Here is a 19,271-nt window from a genome sequence, read left to right as displayed (position 1 = left end):
GCTGAAATGGAAGGGGTTTGATTAATCGTTCTCTTCAGATTAAATAATTCAAAAAAAGTTCACTGTATTTGTGAAAACTTTGTGAAAATTTAAGGAATACATGTTGTCTTTTCACTCTAAACACATTGACATTGCAAGGTCTCTATTGTATGCTTACAAAGGGAATAATAGAAGTTATTTGAATAAACTGAGCGTGGTGAAAACGCTTGTATTTTTTTGGAGTTCGGGTCAGCTCCCGCTTGAATGTGAGGGTGATGAATGGCTCAAAAACATAAAAGTCCATTTCGGGCAATGGCTCTCTACAGCACCATCTTATCTCAGCTGGCAGGATCTGTTTTGATCGGGATATTTCTCGGTAGATGGATCGATGGCAAATGCCAAACAGAACCTCTGTTTTTAGTGATTGGGCTTTTATCGGGATTAGCGGCCGGAATACTGGCGATGCTGCGTACAATACGCCGTTTCAATTCAGGGGATTAGTGCGTTAAAATATTTGAAAGCTATGAATGGCATTATTACTGTGAATTCTGCCAGTTCTCCATTTATCTGCTCCGCAAGGCATTTTCTATAGCTTGTATACAAGCATAGCCTGCCAATGGACAAGCCTGGAATTTATCGGGGGTTCGGTGAGCCTGTCCGATATTGTCAAAAAGCTGAGGTCTTGACGTTTTACCTAACAGGCAAAACAGCCTCATTGCTGCCCTTCGCTTTCCGGGTTGAATTCTTCTCCTTATATTTCAATATAGAAATAATGACAGTAAATGTCATTATGATAGATTTAATGAATCCATTCTAATTTAAGTAACGTGGAAGAGAGGTGATAAGAATTGGAACATGAAGCTCCAATAGTGGAATTTATGGGTCTTACTTTTAACCTGTCCAATGTTTTAATGATCACAGTGGCAAGTGTAATTGTATTCTTAATTGCGGTCATCTCCACACGGAAGCTTGCTTTGAAACCGACAGGAATGCAAAATTTCATGGAATGGATCATGGATTTCGTAAAGAATATCATTCAAAGCAACATGGATTGGAAAACGGGCGGGCGTTTTCATATTCTCGGCCTTACTTTGATTATGTATATTTTTGTATCCAATATGCTAGGTCTTCCATTTTCCGTTGTGGTAGATCACAAGTTATGGTGGAAGTCGCCGACATCCGACCCTGCCATTACACTTACGCTTGCAGTTATGATTGTAGTATTAACTCATTATTACGGCGTAAAGATGAAAGGGTTTGGCGGATATGTACGGGGATACTTTGAACCGATGAAACTTTTATTCCCTTTAAAAATAATCGAAGAATTCGCCAATACATTGACTCTGGGGCTCCGGCTTTACGGAAACATCTACGCGGGGGAAATCTTGCTTTCGCTGTTGGCTGGTGGTTTGGCGTCAAGTGTCGGTGGCACTATTGCGGCCATTATTCCGACAATTGCATGGCAAGCTTTCAGTATTTTTGTCGGTTCAATCCAAGCATTTATTTTCACGATGTTAACAATGGTTTACATGGCTCATAAAATCAGCCAAGACCATTAAACATAAATTCATTATATCATTATTTGAAAGAAGAACTTTTTATATATTTTAAAGGAGGAACTTAATCATGAGTTTAGGTGTAATAGCAGCAGCAATTGCAATAGGGTTGGCAGCAATTGGGGCAGGTGTCGGTAACGGTTTAATCGTATCTCGTACGGTACAAGGTATTTCTCGTCAACCAGAACTACGCGGGATGCTTCAAACGGTTATGTTCATTGGGGTAGCGTTAGTTGAAGCGATTCCGATTATTGCCGTAGTTATCGCATTCATGGTTTTGAATCGATAATCACTGGAATTAAGTTGCAAATGGCGAAGATCATTCCACGCGAACCTTCGCCATTCCTTTATGTACCGTATTCTTGCTGGATTGTTATGGTTAGGGAGCTGACTCTTGAAGGGAGTGAATAATACGTGTTGACAAACGCGCTTGTATTGGGAGAAGCACACATCAACAGTGGAGATATCATCTTCCAATTATTGATGTTTATTATTTTATTGGCGTTGTTAAAGAAATATGCATGGGGCCCGCTCGTGGGAATCATGAAACAGCGCGAAGATCATATTGCGAATGAAATTGAAGCGGCGGAAAAGAGCCGTGTTGAAGCGAATAAATTTTTAGAAGAAACTCGTCAAGAACTGAAAAAAGCGAGAGAAGATGCCCAAGCTCTAATCGAAAATGCCAAAAAACAAGGTGAACGGCAAAAAGATGAGATTATTGCCGCAGCTAGACAAGAAGCAGAACGCTTGAAAGAGTCCGCAAAAGCTGAAATCAATCGTCAAAAAGAACAAGCAGTGGCAGAATTGCGTGATCAAGTGGCCTCTTTATCTGTATTGATTGCTTCGAAAGTCATTGAAAAAGAATTGAGCGAACAAGATCAAGAAAAATTAATCCAAGATTTTATTAAAGAGGCAGGAGAAGGGCGATGAGTAATTCTATAGTAGCCAATCGCTATGCGGCAGCTCTTTTCCAAGTTGCAAAAGAGAACGATCAAGTAGCTCTGATTGGGGAACAGATGAGTGTAGTAAAAGAGGTTTTACAGCAAACACCGGAATTGCTGTTCTTCTTGAAACTGCCGAAAGTGGACATGTCCAAAAAGAAAGAATTAGTTAAACAGGCGTTTTCAACTGCTTCTCCGTTTATTGTCAATACATTGCTTCTTATGATGGAAAACCACCGCGAAGATCACCTGTTGGAAATGGCTGAAGAATACATAGCCTTGGCCAATAACGAGCGTGGAATTGCAGAAGCGACGGTGACGAGTGTACGCCCATTAAATGAAGAAGAAAAATCTTCACTGTCAGCTGTATTGGCTGAAAAAGTCGGGAAGCAAACTTTGAAAATTGAAAATGTTGTGGATCCGAAGCTTTTAGGAGGCTTGAAAGTCAGAATCGGGAATCGCATTATTGACGGCAGCCTTCGCGGAAAGCTTGATCGGTTAAAACAATTGATTAGCTAGACTATACAACGTATACGTATAAATCATTAAACGGCGAGCAGCACTCGTTGCAGAGTCTCTCGCTTATTCGTTGAATGAATGGCGTGAAATAGCGGGACGACAACTATAACGCTATTTCCTTTCATTCTGCTCTATAAATAAGAAGGGGTGAAACGCATGAGCATCAAAGCTGAAGAAATCAGCGCGCTGATAAGAAAGCAAATCGAAAATTATCAGGCGGATATGGAAGTAAATGATGTAGGCACTGTCATCCAGGTCGGTGACGGTATTGCTCGTGCCCACGGCCTTGATCATGTCATGGCTGGCGAGCTTTTGGAGTTTTCAAATGGCGTTATGGGATTGGCGCAGAACTTGGAAGAAAATAACGTAGGGATCGTCATTTTAGGACCATATACGGATATTCGTGAAGGAGACGAAGTTCGTCGTACAGGACGTATTATGGAAGTTCCGGTTGGAGAAGAACTCATTGGTCGTGTTGTAAATCCTCTCGGACAACCGGTTGATGGTCTTGGACCGATTAATACGAAAAAAACTCGTCCAATTGAAAGTCCTGCTCCAGGGGTAATGGATCGTAAATCTGTTCATGAACCTCTTCAAACAGGTATTAAAGTCATTGACGCTCTTGTACCGATCGGAAGAGGACAACGGGAGTTAATTATCGGGGACCGTCAAACAGGTAAAACATCCATCGCGATTGACACGATTATCAACCAAAAAGACCAAAACATGATTTGTATTTATGTGGCAATCGGCCAAAAAGAATCGACGGTTCGGACAACGGTTGAAACGCTGCGCAAAAATGGCGCATTAGATTATACGATCGTGGTGACAGCTTCTGCATCACAACCAGCACCGTTATTGTATTTGGCACCTTATGCCGGCGTTGCGATGGGCGAAGAATTCATGTACAACGGCAAGCATGTGTTGGTCGTTTATGACGATTTATCCAAGCAAGCTGCTGCATACCGTGAACTTTCCTTGCTGCTCCGTCGTCCACCAGGCCGTGAAGCATATCCGGGGGATGTATTCTATCTTCACTCTCGTTTACTTGAACGTGCTGCAAAACTTAGCGATGCGAAAGGCGCTGGTTCGTTGACAGCATTGCCGTTTGTTGAAACACAAGCAGGGGATATTTCTGCCTATATCCCAACAAACGTTATTTCCATCACAGATGGACAAATTTTCTTGCAATCGGATTTATTCTTCTCCGGTGTACGCCCGGCTATTAACGCTGGTTTGTCTGTATCCCGTGTAGGGGGAGCCGCTCAAATTAAAGCCATGAAAAAAGTGGCCGGTACTTTGCGTTTGGACTTGGCATCCTATCGTGAATTGGAATCATTTGCTCAATTTGGTTCTGATCTTGATAAAGCGACTCAAGCAAAATTGGCTCGTGGTGCCCGTACCGTAGAAGTATTAAAGCAAGATTTAAATAAACCAATCAAAGTAGAAAAACAAGTCATGATTCTTTATGCGTTGACTCGCGGATTTTTAGATGACATCCCGGTAGAAGATATCCGCCGCTTTGAAGAAGAATTTTACGCTTGGTTGGATGAAAACGGACAAGCGGTGCTTGATCAAATCCGTTCCACAGGAAACTTGCCGAGCGACGAAGAGATGGCAGGGGCCATTAACGGCTTTAAGAAAACCTTTGCGAAATCCGAGTAACAAAATGGAATTCATTAAGTATAAGGGTGGTGAGAACGGATGGCATCGTTACGCGATATAAAAACTCGTATTAATACTACAAAGAAAACAAGCCAAATCACCAAGGCAATGCAATTGGTTTCCGCTTCGAAATTCAGCCGCGCGGAACTAAATGCCAAAGCATTTGTTCCGTATATGGAAAAAATGCAGGACGTCGTTGCCAGCATTGCGGCCGGAAGCAAAGATATCAAACATCCGATGCTGGTCTCCCGCCCCGTTAAAAAGACCGGGTATTTGGTGATCACCGCAGACCGGGGTTTGGCGGGAGCATATAACAGCAACGTTCTTCGCCTCGTTTACAACACCATTAAAGAACGCCACAAATCAGAAGATGAGTACGCGATTATTGTACTTGGACGAGTGGGCAGAGACTTCTTTGTAAATAGAGGAATGAATGTCGTCTATGATATGGTGGGAGTGCCCGATCATCCGAGTTTTACGGATATTCGGAGCATCGCGAATAAAACGGTGAACTTATATATAGACGGAACGTTCGATGAGCTTCATATGTACTACACTCATTATGTCAGCGCCATCGAACATGAAGTGACAGAGAAGCAACTTTTGCCTTTGACGGATGTTGCACCGGCGAATAAGCTTACTTCTTATGAATACGAACCTTCGGCGGAAGAAATATTGGATGTGCTGCTTCCGCAATACGCAGAAAGCCTGATATTTGGCGCCATTTTAGATTCTAAAGCGAGCGAACATTCATCACGGATGACAGCCATGAAAAATGCAACAGATAATGCTTTGGAACTGATCGACACTTTAACGCTGTCATACAACCGTGCACGCCAAGCTTCTATTACCCAAGAGATCACGGAAATTGTCAGCGGAGCATCTGCATTGGAGTAACTCTAGTTCGTTGCGGAAACAAGCGATAGAATTTTTGAATGTGGCAGTCTTTGATCTGCTAAAAGCTAGTTAGGAGGGAACATAATGAGCAAAGGACACGTTCTTCAAGTAATGGGTCCGGTAGTTGACGTGAAGTTCGAGAGCGGCCAGCTTCCCGATATATACAACGCGTTAAAAGTACAATACGAAGCAAAAACGGAATCAGAAGTAAGCATTGATCTCGTATTGGAAGTAGCGCTTCACTTAGGCGATGATACGGTTCGTACGATTGCCATGGCTTCCACAGACGGTCTGCAACGCGGAATGGAAGTAATCGATACAGGAAAACCGATCTCCGTTCCTGTCGGAGACGTAACATTAGGACGGGTATTTAACGTATTAGGGGAAACCATCGATTTAGATGAACCAATTCCTGAAGATGCACGCCGCGACCCTATTCATCGTCCAGCGCCAAAATTTGAACAACTTTCTACCGAAGTGGAAATATTGGAAACCGGAATTAAAGTAGTCGACTTGTTGGCGCCTTATATTAAAGGTGGTAAAATCGGTTTGTTCGGCGGTGCAGGAGTAGGAAAAACGGTTTTAATTCAAGAATTGATTAACAACATCGCACAAGAACACGGCGGTATTTCCGTATTTTCCGGTGTAGGAGAACGGACTCGTGAAGGTAATGACCTTTATCATGAAATGAAAGATTCCGGGGTTATCAGCAAAACGGCGATGGTGTTCGGTCAAATGAATGAGCCGCCTGGTGCCCGTATGCGTGTGGCCCTTACCGGTCTTACCATGGCTGAATATTTCCGTGATGAACAAGGACAAGACGTGCTTCTCTTCATTGACAATATTTTCCGGTTTACGCAAGCTGGTTCTGAGGTTTCCGCATTGTTGGGACGTATGCCTTCTGCGGTAGGTTATCAACCTACGTTGGCAACGGAAATGGGACAGCTTCAAGAACGGATTACATCTACAAATGTTGGTTCGGTTACATCGATTCAAGCGATTTATGTGCCTGCCGATGACTACACTGACCCGGCTCCAGCGACTACTTTCGCTCACTTGGATGCAACCACCAACCTTGAACGGAAACTTTCTGAAATGGGGATCTATCCGGCAGTAGACCCGCTTGCTTCTACGTCTCGAGCGTTGACACCTGAAATCGTCGGCGAAGAGCATTATAAAGTGGCTCGCCAAGTTCAGCAAACGCTGCAACGCTACAGAGAATTGCAAGATATCATCGCCATTTTAGGGATGGATGAATTAAGCGACGAAGATAAACTTGTTGTACATCGCGCTCGCCGCATTCAATTCTTCTTATCTCAAAACTTCCACGTGGCGGAACAATTTACGGGACAACCTGGTTCCTATGTGCCTGTAAAAGAAACGGTAAGAGGGTTCAAAGAAATTCTGGAAGGAAAATATGACCATCTTCCGGAAGATGCATTCCGTCTTGTAGGTCCGATCGAAGATGTAATCGAAAAAGCGAAAGAAATGGGAGTAGAAGTATAATAAAAGGGTTCAGGAGGTATTCATATGAAAACAATGAAAGTCACTGTCGTCACTCCTGATGGCCCGGTTCATGAATCAGAAGCGGAAATGGTAAGTACCAGAGCGACCAGTGGGGAGCTCGGTATCTTACCCGGACATATTCCGTTGGTTGCTCCTTTAGAAATCGGTGCTGTTCGTTTAAAAAATGGCAATAAAACACAATGGATTGCTGTCAGTGGAGGCTTTTTGGAAGTACGTCCTGATCGAGTGACGATTTTGGCGCAAGCTGCTGAAAGGGCGGAAGATATTGATATTGAACGTGCTCAAGCAGCAAAAGAACGAGCAGAGCGCCGTCTGCGGCAAGAAAACATGGATAATAAGAGGGCAGAATTGGCATTAAAACGGGCTGTGAACCGCATCAATATATACAAACATAAATAATTGGAATGACCAACCTGGGCTGATCTGAACAGGAAATTTCCGCTTTCTTGTTTGGATCAGCTTTTTTATCGGACTAATGAAATGATCATTCTGCTTTTCGTTTATCTATTGCTCACCGTAAAAAAGAATGGTTGCTGACTTTTTCCGTTTATTTTTAGGTAAGACGTTAAACGGAATAAAGGCTGATTTTATGGAAAAAATGGTCATATCAGCGGGAGTTTGGAACGAAAAATATGGAAGCAGGAAAGAGAAGGCATGGTCTTTAGAGTGAGAGGAAGGTTGACCTGTTGATTTTTGATTGAATTGAAAGAATAGGAATCATTCATGGGGGAATTAAATCTCTTTTTTCAAAAGAATGAAACCATCATTCTCAAGAAGAGACTATGTTGTTCGGCCAATCATCGGTAAGGATGGATCACCGATTAGAAAGTGGAATGACAGTCGTTCTCTATGTAAGATTTATGCTACAATAGCTGGCAGGTGGAAAACCTGGAAGGAGAGGTCAGGATGGTTGCACAATTTGGACAACAAGCGCTCCTCAGCATTCTTTCCCATTTGGTGTTTATTGCGATTACATTTTGGGCTTTGCAAGCGCTAAGGTTTGAGAAGCTGATTAAACCCAATAGAGTCTTTCAAGCCAGGCTGTTATACGTCTTGTTGACAATTGCTATTGGTTCAGTGGTCAGCCAATTTTTCTTGGATTATTTGCTATGGTCGCAGCAGCTGCCAATGATGTTTCAATAATTTCTGTTTTTTTGGATCGGAAAAGCGGCCGGAAAGATGACGATTCCTCTTGATCATAGGGAAAATGAATCGATTTTCAATTTTGGATGGTCCTGAGAATTTAGTTCGTTCTTCACACTTGAATTTTTAAAAATTTTATTTATTATTTTCTTTGGATGCAGTTTTTTTAAACTGCTTTTTGTTTGCTTGATTAGCAAGTGAAAATGTACACAAGACTCATTGTTGAAAGATGACGATTATTCCCACGTATTTCTCCCAGGTAACCGGAAACACTGTTACCAAAGGGGAGAAGATGTATGAAAGGAAATTATATCATTTTCGTCATTATTATTGGCATAATGGGTTTTTCAATCGTACTTTTGGGGAAAAACACGATAGCGGTGAATCCGAAACCGGAAATCGAAACACTTGCTAATCTGGCGGAAAGTATGAATGGAACGATTTCTTCATGGTCTTTACACACGAGGGAACCGATTCAAAGTGAAAAAATTGGACAAACTGTACGGAAGCTTCAGGCGGAGTTTTCACACTGGGCTTGGTCCAAAAATACAAATAGTAATGAGAGTTCATACTCTGCTGTATCAACCAAAGGAAATATCCGCCAAACCATTCAAATTGTTTCCAATGAAAACGAACAATCGTATGTCCTTTATACAGTTGAAGGAAGTGACCTGAAAAAAGAAAATCTTTCTTTTATTCATGGAGGGTTTGAAGAAAATTACTCGAAAATTTTTAGTCACCACCCTCTGGTTTTCTCTTGTATAAAGGGGAAGTTCAATGGTAAACTTAAGGAAGTTTTGTCAAATCAAGTTTCCTCTATGATGACGGCATTAAATGCAAAAGAAACGGAAGCACTGAAAGAAGACAATCTCTATTCCATTTCAGCTTATTCAAAACAATTCAGTCAGAGCTTACCTCTGAAAGAAAAACGGATGAATTTGCAAATTGGATTGAGAGAAGAACAATTGGACGCCAATACATCCTTTGTCATTGGCACACCAATCATTACAGTTGAATATTAATATAGAGAATTAGGACGCGGAGGGGAATACTCTTGGAAAAAATCATCGTCCGCGGCGGAAAAAGGCTGAACGGCACAGTGAAAGTGGAAGGCGCAAAAAACGCCGTTCTCCCTGTTATCGCTGCAACAATATTAGCAAGTAAAGGAAAAAGTATCATTCGTGATGTACCTGCTCTCTCCGATGTGTATACCATTAACGAAGTGCTGCGTCATTTAAACTGTGACGTGAACTTTGAAGACAATACAATCATAGTAGACGCATCTAGAGAGGTTTTTGTAGAGGCCCCGTTTGAATATGTACGAAAAATGAGGGCGTCTGTATTAGTCATGGGCTCGTTGCTTGCCCGTACAGGTAAAGCGCGGGTAGCCCTTCCAGGTGGCTGTGCAATTGGATCCAGACCGATCGATCAGCATTTAAAAGGCTTTGAAGCAATGGGGGCTGTTGTCAAAGTTGGCAACGGTTTTATAGAAGCGGAAGTTCCCGGCCGATTGAAAGGTGCGAAAATTTACCTTGATTTTCCTAGTGTAGGAGCGACCGAAAATATATTGATGGCTGCTGTATTGGCAGAAGGAACAACGATCATTGAAAACTGCGCCAAAGAACCGGAAATTGTCGATCTAGCGAATTTTCTCAATAAAATGGGAGCAAATGTTAGAGGAGCAGGTACAGGTACGATTCGTGTAGAAGGCGTTGATTATTTAACTGGGGCGGAACATGCCATTATTCCAGACCGAATCGAAGCCGGCACTTTTATGACAGCTGCGGCTATTACGGGAGGAAATGTACTGGTTCAAGGAGCTGTTCCTGAGCATCTTACCTCTCTTATTGCCAAATTGGAAGAAATGGGCGTGACTGTCATTGAAGAAGCGAACGGCATCCGAGTCATCGGTCCGGAAAAGTTAAAAGCTGTGGACATTAAAACGATGCCGCATCCCGGTTTCCCGACAGACATGCAATCACAAATGATGGCTCTTTTGCTGAAAGCAGAAGGTACCAGTGTGATTACGGAAACAGTATTTGAAAACCGGTTTATGCATGTGGAAGAATTCCGACGCATGAATGCGAACATTAAAATTGAAGGACGTTCCGTTATTATTAACGGTCCATGCAAACTTCAGGGAGCTGAAGTAACGGCTACCGATTTGCGTGCAGCAGCTGCGTTGATACTTGCAGGCTTAGTCGCTGACGGCTATACCCGTGTAACGGAATTAAAGCATTTGGACCGGGGATATGTGAATTTCCATGGTAAGCTGGCCTCGCTGGGAGCCGATATCATCCGCGTTGACGAAGAAGACCAAGAAACCTTGACGGAAAAAGTTGCCATCACAGATGTGAAAGCGTGATGGTCGGCCCGCTTGTGATAGAAAGCGGGCTTTTTTCATGTTTTCCACCAACGGGCGGCCTCTTTTATTTCCCCGTTCGAAAAAGAATCCATCCACCATTATGCCCCGATGATCCGGACTCTATTCATCAAATTTCTGACATAAAAGCTTGTCCTCCGCCATATGTTGGAGATGAGAAAAGCTATTGCCTTTTCTGTCTCAAAAAACGTTACTGGAGGACGTAATACATGATGAAGAACTGGAACCCACTGTTTATTTTATTAGCTATTCTGACTACATCAGCGATGATTATACCGGCCTTGCTTGTCATTCCGTTTTCCGATCAAGGGACGAGCGGAAAAATGACTGAAAAGATTTCAGCGAATAAGAGCCAATCTCAGTTGGAAAAACAATCAAGCGTAGAAGTGGCGGTATATAGATCCCAACTTCATAAAACGGAAAAAGAGCCGTTGGAAAAATATGTGGCTGGTGTGGTGGCCTCGGAAATGCCGGCGGATTTTGAAATGGAAGCATTAAAAGCGCAAGCCTTAACGGCTAGAACGTTTATTGTCAAAAAATTAATGAAAGGTTCTGATGCGCCGGACGGAGCGGATGTTACCGATACGGTGAAAGATCAAGTGTACAAAAGCCCTGAGGAATTAAAACAAATATGGGGAAAAGATTATCAGTGGAAGATGAAAAAAATAGAAGAAGCGGTGGGTCAAACGGCTGGAAAAATTTTAACTTATAATGGAGAACCTATCTTAGCTTCGTTTTTTTCGACAAGCAACGGTTATACAGAAAACTCGGAGGATTATTGGAAACAGCCGATACCGTATTTAAAAAGCGTCAAAAGCCCATGGGATAAAAAATCTCCGCAATATTACTCCAAGACGGTCATCCCCGTAAAAGAGTTTGAAAAAAAATTAGGGGTTCATTTAAAAAATAAAAAAGATGCCGGTACTGTCATCCAACGGACAGCTGGCAATCGAGTCGGGAAAGTCTTGATTGCTGGGAAAGAATTTACGGGAAGGGAGATAAGGGAAAAGCTTGGGCTGAAGTCTGCAGATTTTTCCTGGGGGATAAAAGGCGATCATATGACGATTACGACAAAAGGATACGGCCACGGGGTTGGTATGAGCCAATACGGTGCTAATGGAATGGCAAAAGAAGGGGAAAATTACATACAGATTTTACAATATTATTATCAACATGTGCAAATTGCCTCTTCAGACGATTATTTGAAAAACCGGATCACCGCGCAAAAATCAAGTGAAAACGGAAAGAAAACGGCGATTCCTTAAAAGGTGAGGGATCTTCGCCTTTTTCATAATGAGACTCACTTCTTTGGAAGACAAGACAGGCAGCATTTTCTGGATGGGACCATTATTCGGGAAATGCTGCCTTTTTTTAACCTTATAACTGTAGATGAGCAAATTCGCTAACATAAATTTACAACCAAACAAAAAAAGAGACATGAACCCGATTCCTTGATTAGAATAGATGTGTCACCAAAACTATTCACAAGGAGGTTCATGTCTCATGAATAGATTAGCACATCATCAAGGAATCCACAAGTTTTTCACGATGTTGGGGTTGGCACTTTATTTTTCAAAACCTGTCATGAAGCATCTCGTTCATATCGTGGATGCGCTGACCACCAAAGGATTTGCGGGAACATTGACCGATCTTCATCATTGGAGCTTTCATCCGAACCACCGCACGACACTCAGCCATTTTTTCACGAAAAGCCCTTGGGATGAAGAGACGCTGCTTCGCAAACTTCAACAGTGGATGCTTCGTCGTGTCGAACGCATCGCCAAACAGGAGAATCAACCCCTTTTTGTTTCGATCGATGATACGATTTGCCAAAAAACCAAGCCTTCGTCACAGGCAACGCACGCCATTCAAGGGTGTGATTGGCACTATTCTCACACAGAGAAAAAGTCGATCTGGGGACATTCTCTCGTTTGGCTCATGGTTCATACGATGACCCAGGCTTTTCCCTTTGCGTTCCGCCTCTACGACAAGGCGGCTGGGAAAAGCAAGGGGGAACTCGCGATCGAGATGCTTTCTTCTTTGGATGTACACCGTCCTGTTTATGTGCTGATGGACTCTTGGTATCCATCGCAAACGCTCGTGGAAGCTTGTCTGAAAAAGGGATTCCACGTAATCGCAATGCTCAAGGCCAATCGGCTTCTTTATCCAAAAGGCATTGCGGTTCAGGTGAGGGAGTTTGCCCGCTACATCGAACCGAAAGACACTCACCTCGTCACGGTGGGAGAAGAGTGTTATCGGGTTTATCGCTACGAAGGCTCTCTCAAAGGTCTCGATGATGCCGTGGTGCTGCTCGCTTGGAAAGCCGATCAGCCGATGACATCGGAACATCTTCACTGCGTCTTGAGCACCGACCGGGATCTAAGCGATGAAGAGATCTTGCGCTACTATGCCCAGCGTTGGTCGATCGAATGTTTTTTCCGTCAAGCGAAAGACCAGCTGAAACTCGATGGATACCGCGTTCGCGGACGTCGGGCGGTGAAACGCTACTGGATCTTGGTGCAGCTTGCTTACGTGTACAGCATGTTCGAGTCGAACAGCGATTTTTCTGATGGGCTCGATCTTCTGCGCAAGAGAAAAGGACATAGCCTCGTGGAGTTCATTTACCGTGCAGCGAAACAAAATATTCCCATTGATACCGTGAAAAAACAGCTCCACGTGGCATAAGGGGTACCCTGTTTGTCTCTTTTACATGGTAATTATTGTAATTAAAATTGCTCAACTACAGCTTATAATATAAAACCCCAGAATATGGTGTCGCGATTACGTGAATAATTTTAAATGGATTATCGAAAAATAAAAAGTAAAAAAATTTTTTGAAAAAAGGTATAGAATTCACCCGACCTGTTCAAAATGGTAGCTGAGGTGATGAAAAGTGAGAGAGGAAGAAAAGAAACGAATTTCTCTAAGGATGAAAACTTTCTTTAAAAAACGTTGGGTATTTCCGAGCTTATATCTTGTCATTGCTGCCCTTTTAATAGCCGGTATTGTATGGTATCAAACAACTGAAGATAACAATGCGACGAAAGATCAGGGCCAACAACAATCCGCTGACAACAGCAGCCGTGAGCCTTCGGTGGAAGTCAATACGGCGCTGGAAACCGTGAAGCTTCCATTGGAAAATCCGGATGAAGCCGTTATTAAGCAAAAATTTTATGACAAAAACGTTTCCCAAAAGGAACAAGAAGCCGCACTAGTAGTTTATAACAATACGTATTATCCCAATACAGGAATTGATATTGGTGTGAAAGATGGAAAAAGCTTCGATGTAACGGCGGCGTTGAGCGGAAAAGTAACGAACATTCAAGAAGATGCTTTGCTTGGCAATGTCATTGAAATTGAACATGAAAAAGGAATTGTCACACAATATCAATCTGTGAAAGACATACAAGTCAAAGAAGGCGAAAATGTAAAACAGGGGCAAGTGATCGGAAAAGCAGGAAACAGTGTGTTTAACGAAAAAGCGGGTGTTCATGTCCATTTTGAAATTCGCAAAAACAACACTCCTTTAAATCCTGAACAATATCTCAACAAAACCGTCCAGTAATTTATAGATGCACAGAGAGTGAAAGGAATAAACTCTCTGTTTTTTTATGTGCGCCCGGCATGTACATGAACTATAGGGTGTAAGTCCCGAACCCCGAAGACAGAAGTAGAGGTTAGCCAAGAGCAAGGGTGTCCGTGGTGACGCGGAATCTGAAGGAAGCTGGAGGCAAAACACCGGTCCGAGGAACACGAACCTCATATAAGGCTAGGTATGATGGAGTGAGTTTGCATAACAAAACAAAGCTCTTTCTGTCGAAGGTCATATCGAGTAAATGAGGCGGATAGATGGTGTGAAAGTGCATGTACTTACCCGGGGAGGTCTGGCGGATAGGTGAAGTACTCTTCATAACCTACTTAGTGATAAGTAGCTGAACCGTCAGAAGTCAGCAGAGGTCATAGTATTAGTTGGTCTAGAACAACTAAGAAGGACCGAACAATGAAGAGAGAATAGCCCTTGGTATTCAGTGAGTCATGATGAACACAGAAAACGTAGTACCTCACTTGAGGGAGGAAGCGGTGAATCCCGTGGGAGACCTCTTGGAGGGTGGAGTGACCACTGGCATAAAGAGAACAGCTATTCACGGAAGTTATAAAGACTTGCGTCAATTATCTTAATTGAACCGCCGTATACGGAACCGTACGTACGGTGGTGTGAGAGGACGGGAGTTAATCGCTCCCTCCTACTCGATTTTCATTTGAACTTGGAACAAAGGAATCCATCCGTTTTTTGAGCTGCTGCCATGCTGATTTTCACGACTGATTCTGTATCCGCCCGTAAAAAAGTCCCTTCATGCCTTGTCCTTAATACTGATTTCGTGCATATATTTTTAACCAAGCTAATAAAATGATTACAAACCTGCACAAAAATTAGAGAGAGTGTTTGAGGTGAGGAATCGTTAAAAAAGCAAATATCCAAAGGCAAAAAGACTTGATCAGTCGTGGTAAAGATAGAAAGCGATCTCGCTTTCTGCCGCATGCGCGGGGGAGGACCACCAATTTATTTTCATGCGGGAATACAGTACTTAAATGAAGTGAAAGCGAGTCTCATTTCACACTTCTCACATCCAATTTAGGGAGGGCGAGTGGTGTGCACGATTACATCAAAGAGAGAACGATCAAGATTGGAAAGTATATCGTGGAGACGAGAAAAACGGTTCGCGTGATCGCGAAGGAGTTTGGCGTATCCAAAAGTACTGTCCACAAAGATTTAACGGAACGATTGCCTGAAATAAATCCTGAACTAGCTAATGAAGTGAAAGCCATATTAGATTACCATAAATCGATCCGCCACCTGCGGGGTGGAGAAGCGACAAAGAAAAAGTACCGCGGGCATAATCCTGCCGCTTTGAAGCGGTAAGGAGAAAGAGGTGACCTGTTGCTGCAAAGGTCACCTCTTTTTCAGTTTCATGTCTTTTTCGCTCTCCTTTTGGAAAAACATTTATGATAAAATAGATAATTGGGGATATAGAACTTCATTTCAAAAAATTGTACATAAATGGAAGAAAAGAGGAAAGGAGCCCTTATACAACATGTTTTCAAAGGATATCGGGATTGACCTGGGGACGGCCAATGTGCTTATTCATGTAAAAGGACAAGGAATTGTGTTAAATGAACCGTCAGTCGTTGCGATTGACCGAAATTCAGGAAAAGTGCTGGCAGTCGGAGAAGAAGCAAGGCGCATGGTCGGAAGGACTCCGGGCAATATTGTCGCCATTCGGCCATTAAAAGACGGAGTGATTGCAGATTTTGACATTACAGAATCCATGCTAAGACATTTCTTAAATAAGTTAAACGTAAGCGGATTTATTTCCAAACCGCGAATTTTAATCTGCTGCCCGACGAATATTACGAGCGTGGAACAAAAAGCGATCCGAGAAGCAGCTGAAAAGAGCGGCGGGAAAAAAGTCTATTTAGAAGAAGAACCAAAAGTAGCTGCCATCGGGGCAGGAATGGATATCTTTCAGCCGAGCGGCAACATGGTGGTGGATATCGGCGGAGGAACGACCGACATTGCGGTGCTTTCGATGGGGGACATTGTTACTTCCGAGTCCATTAAAATAGCAGGCGACAACTTTGATATGGAAATTTTAAATTACATAAAAAAAGAGTATAAGCTGCTGATTGGAGAGCGTACGGCAGAACAAATTAAAATGACCATCGGAACGGTATACCCGGATGGTCATAATGAAGAAATGGATATCCGCGGCCGCGATATGGTCACTGGCCTTCCACGAACTTTAACGATTAACTCGAAAGAAATTGAAGGGGTTTTAAGAGAGTCCGTTGTATCCATTGTCCAAGCAGCCAAAAACGTGTTAGAAAAAACGCCGCCGGAGCTTTCTGCTGATATCATTGACCGCGGAGTGATGCTGACGGGAGGAGGAGCGCTGCTTCACGGCATTGACCAGCTGCTTTCGGATGAATTAAAAGTGCCGGTGCTCATTGCTGAAAATCCGATGAGTTGTGTAGCGGTAGGTACGGGAGTCATTTTGGATCATATTGATAAAATATCCAATCGGAAATTCATTTAAGGATGCAAGCCATATGGCGGGCATGGACTTCTACTACAGTTGGCAGGGATGAATTTTTTTCTAAAAAAGAGAAAGCATTGCCAAATGGTTTCCTGTATAATAAAACCAGCAATCCATTGCAGAGGTGAATCAATATGTTCAGAGGGTTTTATACAGCGGCTTCGGGCATGATCGCTCAACAAAGAAGAACAGAGCTGCTGACGAATAATATGGCTAATGCTAATACTCCCGGTTATAAAACGGATAAATCCTCGCTTCGGGCTTTTCCGGAAATGCTGTTAAGCCGCTTGGACGAATATGGCAAGCTGGCGAAAATCCCTTCTTATACAACGGTTGGGAGCTTAAATACGGGTGTCTATATGCAAGAAACCATTCCCAACTTTGTTCAAGGAGACTTGCAGGAAACAGGAAACAAAACCGATTTGGCGCTGTTGGATATATTCGTGCCGGGAAATCAAGGGGCTAATTCAAAGGGAACGGTCTTTTTTGCTGTCCAAGGGGCAAATGGCATACGGTATACACGCAATGGGAATTTTACTGTCAATGGACTTGGCTATTTGACAACGGCTGACGGTTTGAATGTTCTCGATACGAACGGAAATCCAATCAGGGTTCAAACAGATAATTTGAAAATTGACGAACAAGGGCGAATTTTTGATAATGGAGAGTATGTGTCGCAATTAGGCGTGTCTTATGCGGCCAATCCCGACTCTTTAGTCAAAGAAGGGGATGGGCTTTATCGTTTGGATAACGGGACGCTTCCAAACGCTTTTCAAGTGAATAATATCCGCTTTCGAATTCAGCAAGGATTTACGGAACGATCCAACGTGGATGCCGCTCAAACCATGACCGATATGTTAGCCGCTTATCGTGCGTATGAGTCGAATCAGAAGGTGTTGCAGGCTTATGACCGCAGCATGGACAAAGCCGTCAATGAAGTGGGGAGAATCAATTAGTCGCCTGAAGAGGAGGAGCAGCAGTGAACCGCATAATGATCAATGCTACTAATACATTGGGCCAATTGCAAAAACAGCTGGACGTCATTAGCAACAATTTAGCGAATGCGGACACGAATGGCTTTAAAAGCCGTGAAGCCACTTTTTCCGACCTGCTGGTCCAACAGTTTCAGAATCAGCTTCACCCAAACAGTGAAATGGGAAGAATGACACCGGAAGGGATTCGATTAGGAACGGGAGCCAAACTGGCCCAAACCAAAATGAATACGAAATTGGGACCTATTCAAACAACGGGACGTTCCTTGGATTTGGCATTGACAAATGAAAATCAATACTTTAAAGTTTTGGTTCAGGAAAATGGACGGGAAGAGATTCGTTTTACGAGAAACGGTGCTTTTTATCTTTCCCCTGTGAACGGCAATCAAGTCATGCTTGTCACAGCCGAAGGATATCCTGTGTTAGATGAACAAAATCGGCCTGTTCAATTGAACCGGCAAGCGGGTCAAAACATAACAGTGGATAAAACGGGAAGGCTTTCGGTCGGAGGAGGACAAGCAGTGAATTTGGGAATCGTGTCCGTTGAGAGACCTCAATATTTAGAACAAAAAGGAAATAACTTGCTTGGTCTGCCTGCTGACAGCACAGTAGCCATTGGGGAAGTCGCACGCGATTTAACGGGGGCTCTTCGCAGTGAAATCAGCGTTCAACAAGGAGCGCTTGAGAAGTCCAATGTCGATATTTCCAAAGAAATGACGGATATGATCAACGTCCAGCGTTCTTATCAATTTCAATCCCGGTCGGTTACTCTTGGCGATCAAATGATGGGGCTTGTGAATAGTCTTCGCTAAAGGTGATCTTATGACAGAACAGCAGAGAAAAGTTAGAAAGAAAAAGAAATTAACGCCCCTGGGACGATTTATAGTGAATCTTTTCTTAGTTGCATTCACAGCGTTTGTCGGGGCGGTCATCGGCTATAGCGTCATTGGACATGGGAAGCCGATGGATGTTTTAAAGCCATCGATGTGGATGAATTTATTTTCGACGATAAAGGACTTGTTATTGTCTAAGGAGGCATAAGGTGCATGTTGGATTTGCAACAGATCAAAGACATTATCCCGCACCGCTATCCGTTTTTGCTGATTGATCGGATCGAAGAATTGGAAGACGGCAAAAGAGCGGTGGGAATTAAAAACGTAACGGGCAATGAAGAATTTTTTAACGGCCATTTTCCCGATTACCCTGTCATGCCGGGAGTACTTATTGTAGAGGCGCTGGCTCAAGTAGGAGCAGTGGCGGTTTTGAATAAGGAAGAAAACCGGGGAAAGCTCGCTTTTTTTGCCGGAATCGACAAATGCCGTTTTAAAAAGCAAGTAAAACCTGGAGATCAGCTTCGCCTTGAAGTGGAACTTGTGCGGGTTAGAGGAAGCATCGGCAAAGGCCAAGCGACGGCTACAGTGAACGGGGAAATCGTTTGTGAAGCGGAAATTACGTTTGCACTGGGGGATCGTTCGCAATCGAAATAAAGCCATCCCGATCATGCTTAGCCGCTTGGATCAAGTTTTGCTGAAATGGTTTAACAGGCTTCGTTTTTGGGAGTCTTTCATATAGTC

The 19,271-nt window shown here is 43.1% G+C and carries 21 protein-coding genes; all 21 read left to right on the top strand.

Annotation, left to right across the window (positions count from 1 at the left end; translation table 11 throughout):
- Window positions 1–258: 258 nt before the first annotated feature.
- The gene (locus tag N1I86_RS07750) at window positions 259–480 is read left to right on the top strand and encodes an AtpZ/AtpI family protein (RefSeq protein WP_048624236.1); all 222 of its coding nucleotides are present in this window, start codon (window positions 259–261) and stop codon (window positions 478–480) included.
- A gap of 347 nt (window positions 481–827) precedes the next feature.
- Window positions 828–1,538 carry a F0F1 ATP synthase subunit A gene (gene atpB, locus N1I86_RS07745; protein WP_341095806.1) on the top strand — a complete coding sequence of 237 codons (711 nt, stop codon included), beginning with the start codon at window positions 828–830 and terminating at the stop codon, window positions 1,536–1,538.
- A gap of 67 nt (window positions 1,539–1,605) precedes the next feature.
- Entirely contained in the window at window positions 1,606–1,824 is a 219-nt protein-coding gene (gene atpE, locus N1I86_RS07740) for a F0F1 ATP synthase subunit C (RefSeq protein WP_003353338.1), read from the top strand.
- 125 nt (window positions 1,825–1,949) lie between these two features.
- Window positions 1,950–2,465: a F0F1 ATP synthase subunit B gene (locus N1I86_RS07735; protein WP_048624235.1), complete on the top strand. Its 516-nt coding sequence runs from the start codon at window positions 1,950–1,952 to the stop codon at window positions 2,463–2,465.
- A complete protein-coding gene (locus N1I86_RS07730; RefSeq protein WP_003353336.1) occupies window positions 2,462–2,995 on the top strand; it encodes a F0F1 ATP synthase subunit delta in 534 nt (177 codons plus the stop codon). The genes N1I86_RS07735 and N1I86_RS07730 overlap by 4 nt, the downstream gene beginning before the upstream one ends.
- 156 nt (window positions 2,996–3,151) lie before the next feature.
- Entirely contained in the window at window positions 3,152–4,660 is a 1,509-nt protein-coding gene (gene atpA, locus N1I86_RS07725; RefSeq protein WP_003353335.1) for a F0F1 ATP synthase subunit alpha, read from the top strand.
- A gap of 39 nt (window positions 4,661–4,699) precedes the next feature.
- Complete coding sequence (gene atpG / locus N1I86_RS07720; RefSeq protein ID WP_003353334.1) at window positions 4,700–5,557, top strand: ATP synthase F1 subunit gamma; 858 nt, start codon at window positions 4,700–4,702, stop codon at window positions 5,555–5,557.
- Between the two features lie 84 nt (window positions 5,558–5,641).
- Complete coding sequence (gene atpD, locus N1I86_RS07715; protein ID WP_003353333.1) at window positions 5,642–7,063, top strand: F0F1 ATP synthase subunit beta; 1,422 nt, start codon at window positions 5,642–5,644, stop codon at window positions 7,061–7,063.
- Window positions 7,064–7,087: 24 nt separating this feature from the next.
- The gene (locus N1I86_RS07710; RefSeq protein WP_003353332.1) at window positions 7,088–7,483 is read left to right on the top strand and encodes a F0F1 ATP synthase subunit epsilon; all 396 of its coding nucleotides are present in this window, start codon (window positions 7,088–7,090) and stop codon (window positions 7,481–7,483) included.
- Between the two features lie 507 nt (window positions 7,484–7,990).
- On the top strand, window positions 7,991–8,227 hold the full coding sequence (locus tag N1I86_RS07705) for a DUF1146 family protein (protein WP_003353330.1): 237 nt from the start codon (window positions 7,991–7,993) through the stop codon (window positions 8,225–8,227).
- Between the two features lie 296 nt (window positions 8,228–8,523).
- The gene (locus N1I86_RS07700; protein WP_003353329.1) at window positions 8,524–9,249 is read left to right on the top strand and encodes a YwmB family TATA-box binding protein; all 726 of its coding nucleotides are present in this window, start codon (window positions 8,524–8,526) and stop codon (window positions 9,247–9,249) included.
- Window positions 9,250–9,281: 32 nt separating this feature from the next.
- A complete protein-coding gene (gene murA / locus N1I86_RS07695; RefSeq protein ID WP_003353328.1) occupies window positions 9,282–10,592 on the top strand; it encodes a UDP-N-acetylglucosamine 1-carboxyvinyltransferase in 1,311 nt (436 codons plus the stop codon).
- Window positions 10,593–10,822: 230 nt separating this feature from the next.
- Window positions 10,823–11,875: a stage II sporulation protein D gene (gene spoIID / locus N1I86_RS07690; protein WP_445662276.1), complete on the top strand. Its 1,053-nt coding sequence runs from the start codon at window positions 10,823–10,825 to the stop codon at window positions 11,873–11,875.
- A 238-nt stretch (window positions 11,876–12,113) separates the two neighbouring features.
- Window positions 12,114–13,295 carry an IS701 family transposase gene (locus tag N1I86_RS07685; RefSeq protein WP_340397586.1) on the top strand — a complete coding sequence of 394 codons (1,182 nt, stop codon included), beginning with the start codon at window positions 12,114–12,116 and terminating at the stop codon, window positions 13,293–13,295.
- A gap of 208 nt (window positions 13,296–13,503) precedes the next feature.
- Window positions 13,504–14,175: a M23 family metallopeptidase gene (locus tag N1I86_RS07680; protein ID WP_003353324.1), complete on the top strand. Its 672-nt coding sequence runs from the start codon at window positions 13,504–13,506 to the stop codon at window positions 14,173–14,175.
- A gap of 1,086 nt (window positions 14,176–15,261) precedes the next feature.
- Window positions 15,262–15,531 (top strand): sporulation transcriptional regulator SpoIIID, encoded by a 270-nt coding sequence (spoIIID, locus tag N1I86_RS07675; RefSeq protein WP_003353321.1) that lies wholly within the window; start codon window positions 15,262–15,264, stop codon window positions 15,529–15,531.
- Between the two features lie 172 nt (window positions 15,532–15,703).
- Window positions 15,704–16,705, top strand: a complete 1,002-nt coding sequence (locus tag N1I86_RS07670; protein ID WP_003353320.1) for a rod shape-determining protein — start codon at window positions 15,704–15,706, stop codon at window positions 16,703–16,705.
- 134 nt (window positions 16,706–16,839) lie between these two features.
- Window positions 16,840–17,661, top strand: coding sequence for a flagellar hook-basal body protein (locus N1I86_RS07665; protein WP_003353319.1), 822 nt, complete (start codon window positions 16,840–16,842; stop codon window positions 17,659–17,661).
- A gap of 23 nt (window positions 17,662–17,684) precedes the next feature.
- Entirely contained in the window at window positions 17,685–18,509 is an 825-nt protein-coding gene (locus N1I86_RS07660) for a flagellar hook-basal body protein (RefSeq protein ID WP_003353318.1), read from the top strand.
- A 10-nt stretch (window positions 18,510–18,519) separates the two neighbouring features.
- Window positions 18,520–18,738 (top strand): DNA-directed RNA polymerase subunit beta, encoded by a 219-nt coding sequence (locus N1I86_RS07655; RefSeq protein ID WP_003353317.1) that lies wholly within the window; start codon window positions 18,520–18,522, stop codon window positions 18,736–18,738.
- A 5-nt stretch (window positions 18,739–18,743) separates the two neighbouring features.
- Window positions 18,744–19,184 carry a 3-hydroxyacyl-ACP dehydratase FabZ gene (gene fabZ, locus N1I86_RS07650; protein WP_003353316.1) on the top strand — a complete coding sequence of 147 codons (441 nt, stop codon included), beginning with the start codon at window positions 18,744–18,746 and terminating at the stop codon, window positions 19,182–19,184.
- Window positions 19,185–19,271: the final 87 nt, after the last annotated feature.

The organism is Bacillus sp. FSL W8-0116 (assembly GCF_038003825.1).
Taxonomy (GTDB): domain Bacteria; phylum Bacillota; class Bacilli; order Bacillales; family DSM-4216; genus Bacillus_O; species Bacillus_O smithii.
The sequence above is the reverse complement of the archived record's forward strand: the minus strand, read 5'-3'. Positions and strand labels throughout refer to the sequence as shown.

Excerpts from the sequence above, each read along its gene's own strand:
- atpA (WP_003353335.1), top strand. The coding sequence starts at position 3,152 with ATGAGCATCAAAGCTGAAGAAATCAGCGCGCTGATAAGAAAGCAAATC.
- atpD (WP_003353333.1), top strand. The coding sequence starts at position 5,642 with ATGAGCAAAGGACACGTTCTTCAAGTAATGGGTCCGGTAGTTGACGTG.
- N1I86_RS07710 (WP_003353332.1), top strand. The coding sequence starts at position 7,088 with ATGAAAACAATGAAAGTCACTGTCGTCACTCCTGATGGCCCGGTTCAT.
- N1I86_RS07665 (WP_003353319.1), top strand. The coding sequence starts at position 16,840 with ATGTTCAGAGGGTTTTATACAGCGGCTTCGGGCATGATCGCTCAACAA.
- spoIID (WP_445662276.1), top strand. The coding sequence starts at position 10,823 with ATGAAGAACTGGAACCCACTGTTTATTTTATTAGCTATTCTGACTACA.
- N1I86_RS07730 (WP_003353336.1), top strand. The coding sequence starts at position 2,462 with ATGAGTAATTCTATAGTAGCCAATCGCTATGCGGCAGCTCTTTTCCAA.
- atpE (WP_003353338.1), top strand. The coding sequence starts at position 1,606 with ATGAGTTTAGGTGTAATAGCAGCAGCAATTGCAATAGGGTTGGCAGCA.
- N1I86_RS07655 (WP_003353317.1), top strand. The coding sequence starts at position 18,520 with ATGACAGAACAGCAGAGAAAAGTTAGAAAGAAAAAGAAATTAACGCCC.
- N1I86_RS07670 (WP_003353320.1), top strand. The coding sequence starts at position 15,704 with ATGTTTTCAAAGGATATCGGGATTGACCTGGGGACGGCCAATGTGCTT.
- N1I86_RS07705 (WP_003353330.1), top strand. The coding sequence starts at position 7,991 with ATGGTTGCACAATTTGGACAACAAGCGCTCCTCAGCATTCTTTCCCAT.
- N1I86_RS07685 (WP_340397586.1), top strand. The coding sequence starts at position 12,114 with ATGAATAGATTAGCACATCATCAAGGAATCCACAAGTTTTTCACGATG.
- fabZ (WP_003353316.1), top strand. The coding sequence starts at position 18,744 with ATGTTGGATTTGCAACAGATCAAAGACATTATCCCGCACCGCTATCCG.
- N1I86_RS07700 (WP_003353329.1), top strand. The coding sequence starts at position 8,524 with ATGAAAGGAAATTATATCATTTTCGTCATTATTATTGGCATAATGGGT.
- N1I86_RS07750 (WP_048624236.1), top strand. The coding sequence starts at position 259 with ATGGCTCAAAAACATAAAAGTCCATTTCGGGCAATGGCTCTCTACAGC.
- atpG (WP_003353334.1), top strand. The coding sequence starts at position 4,700 with ATGGCATCGTTACGCGATATAAAAACTCGTATTAATACTACAAAGAAA.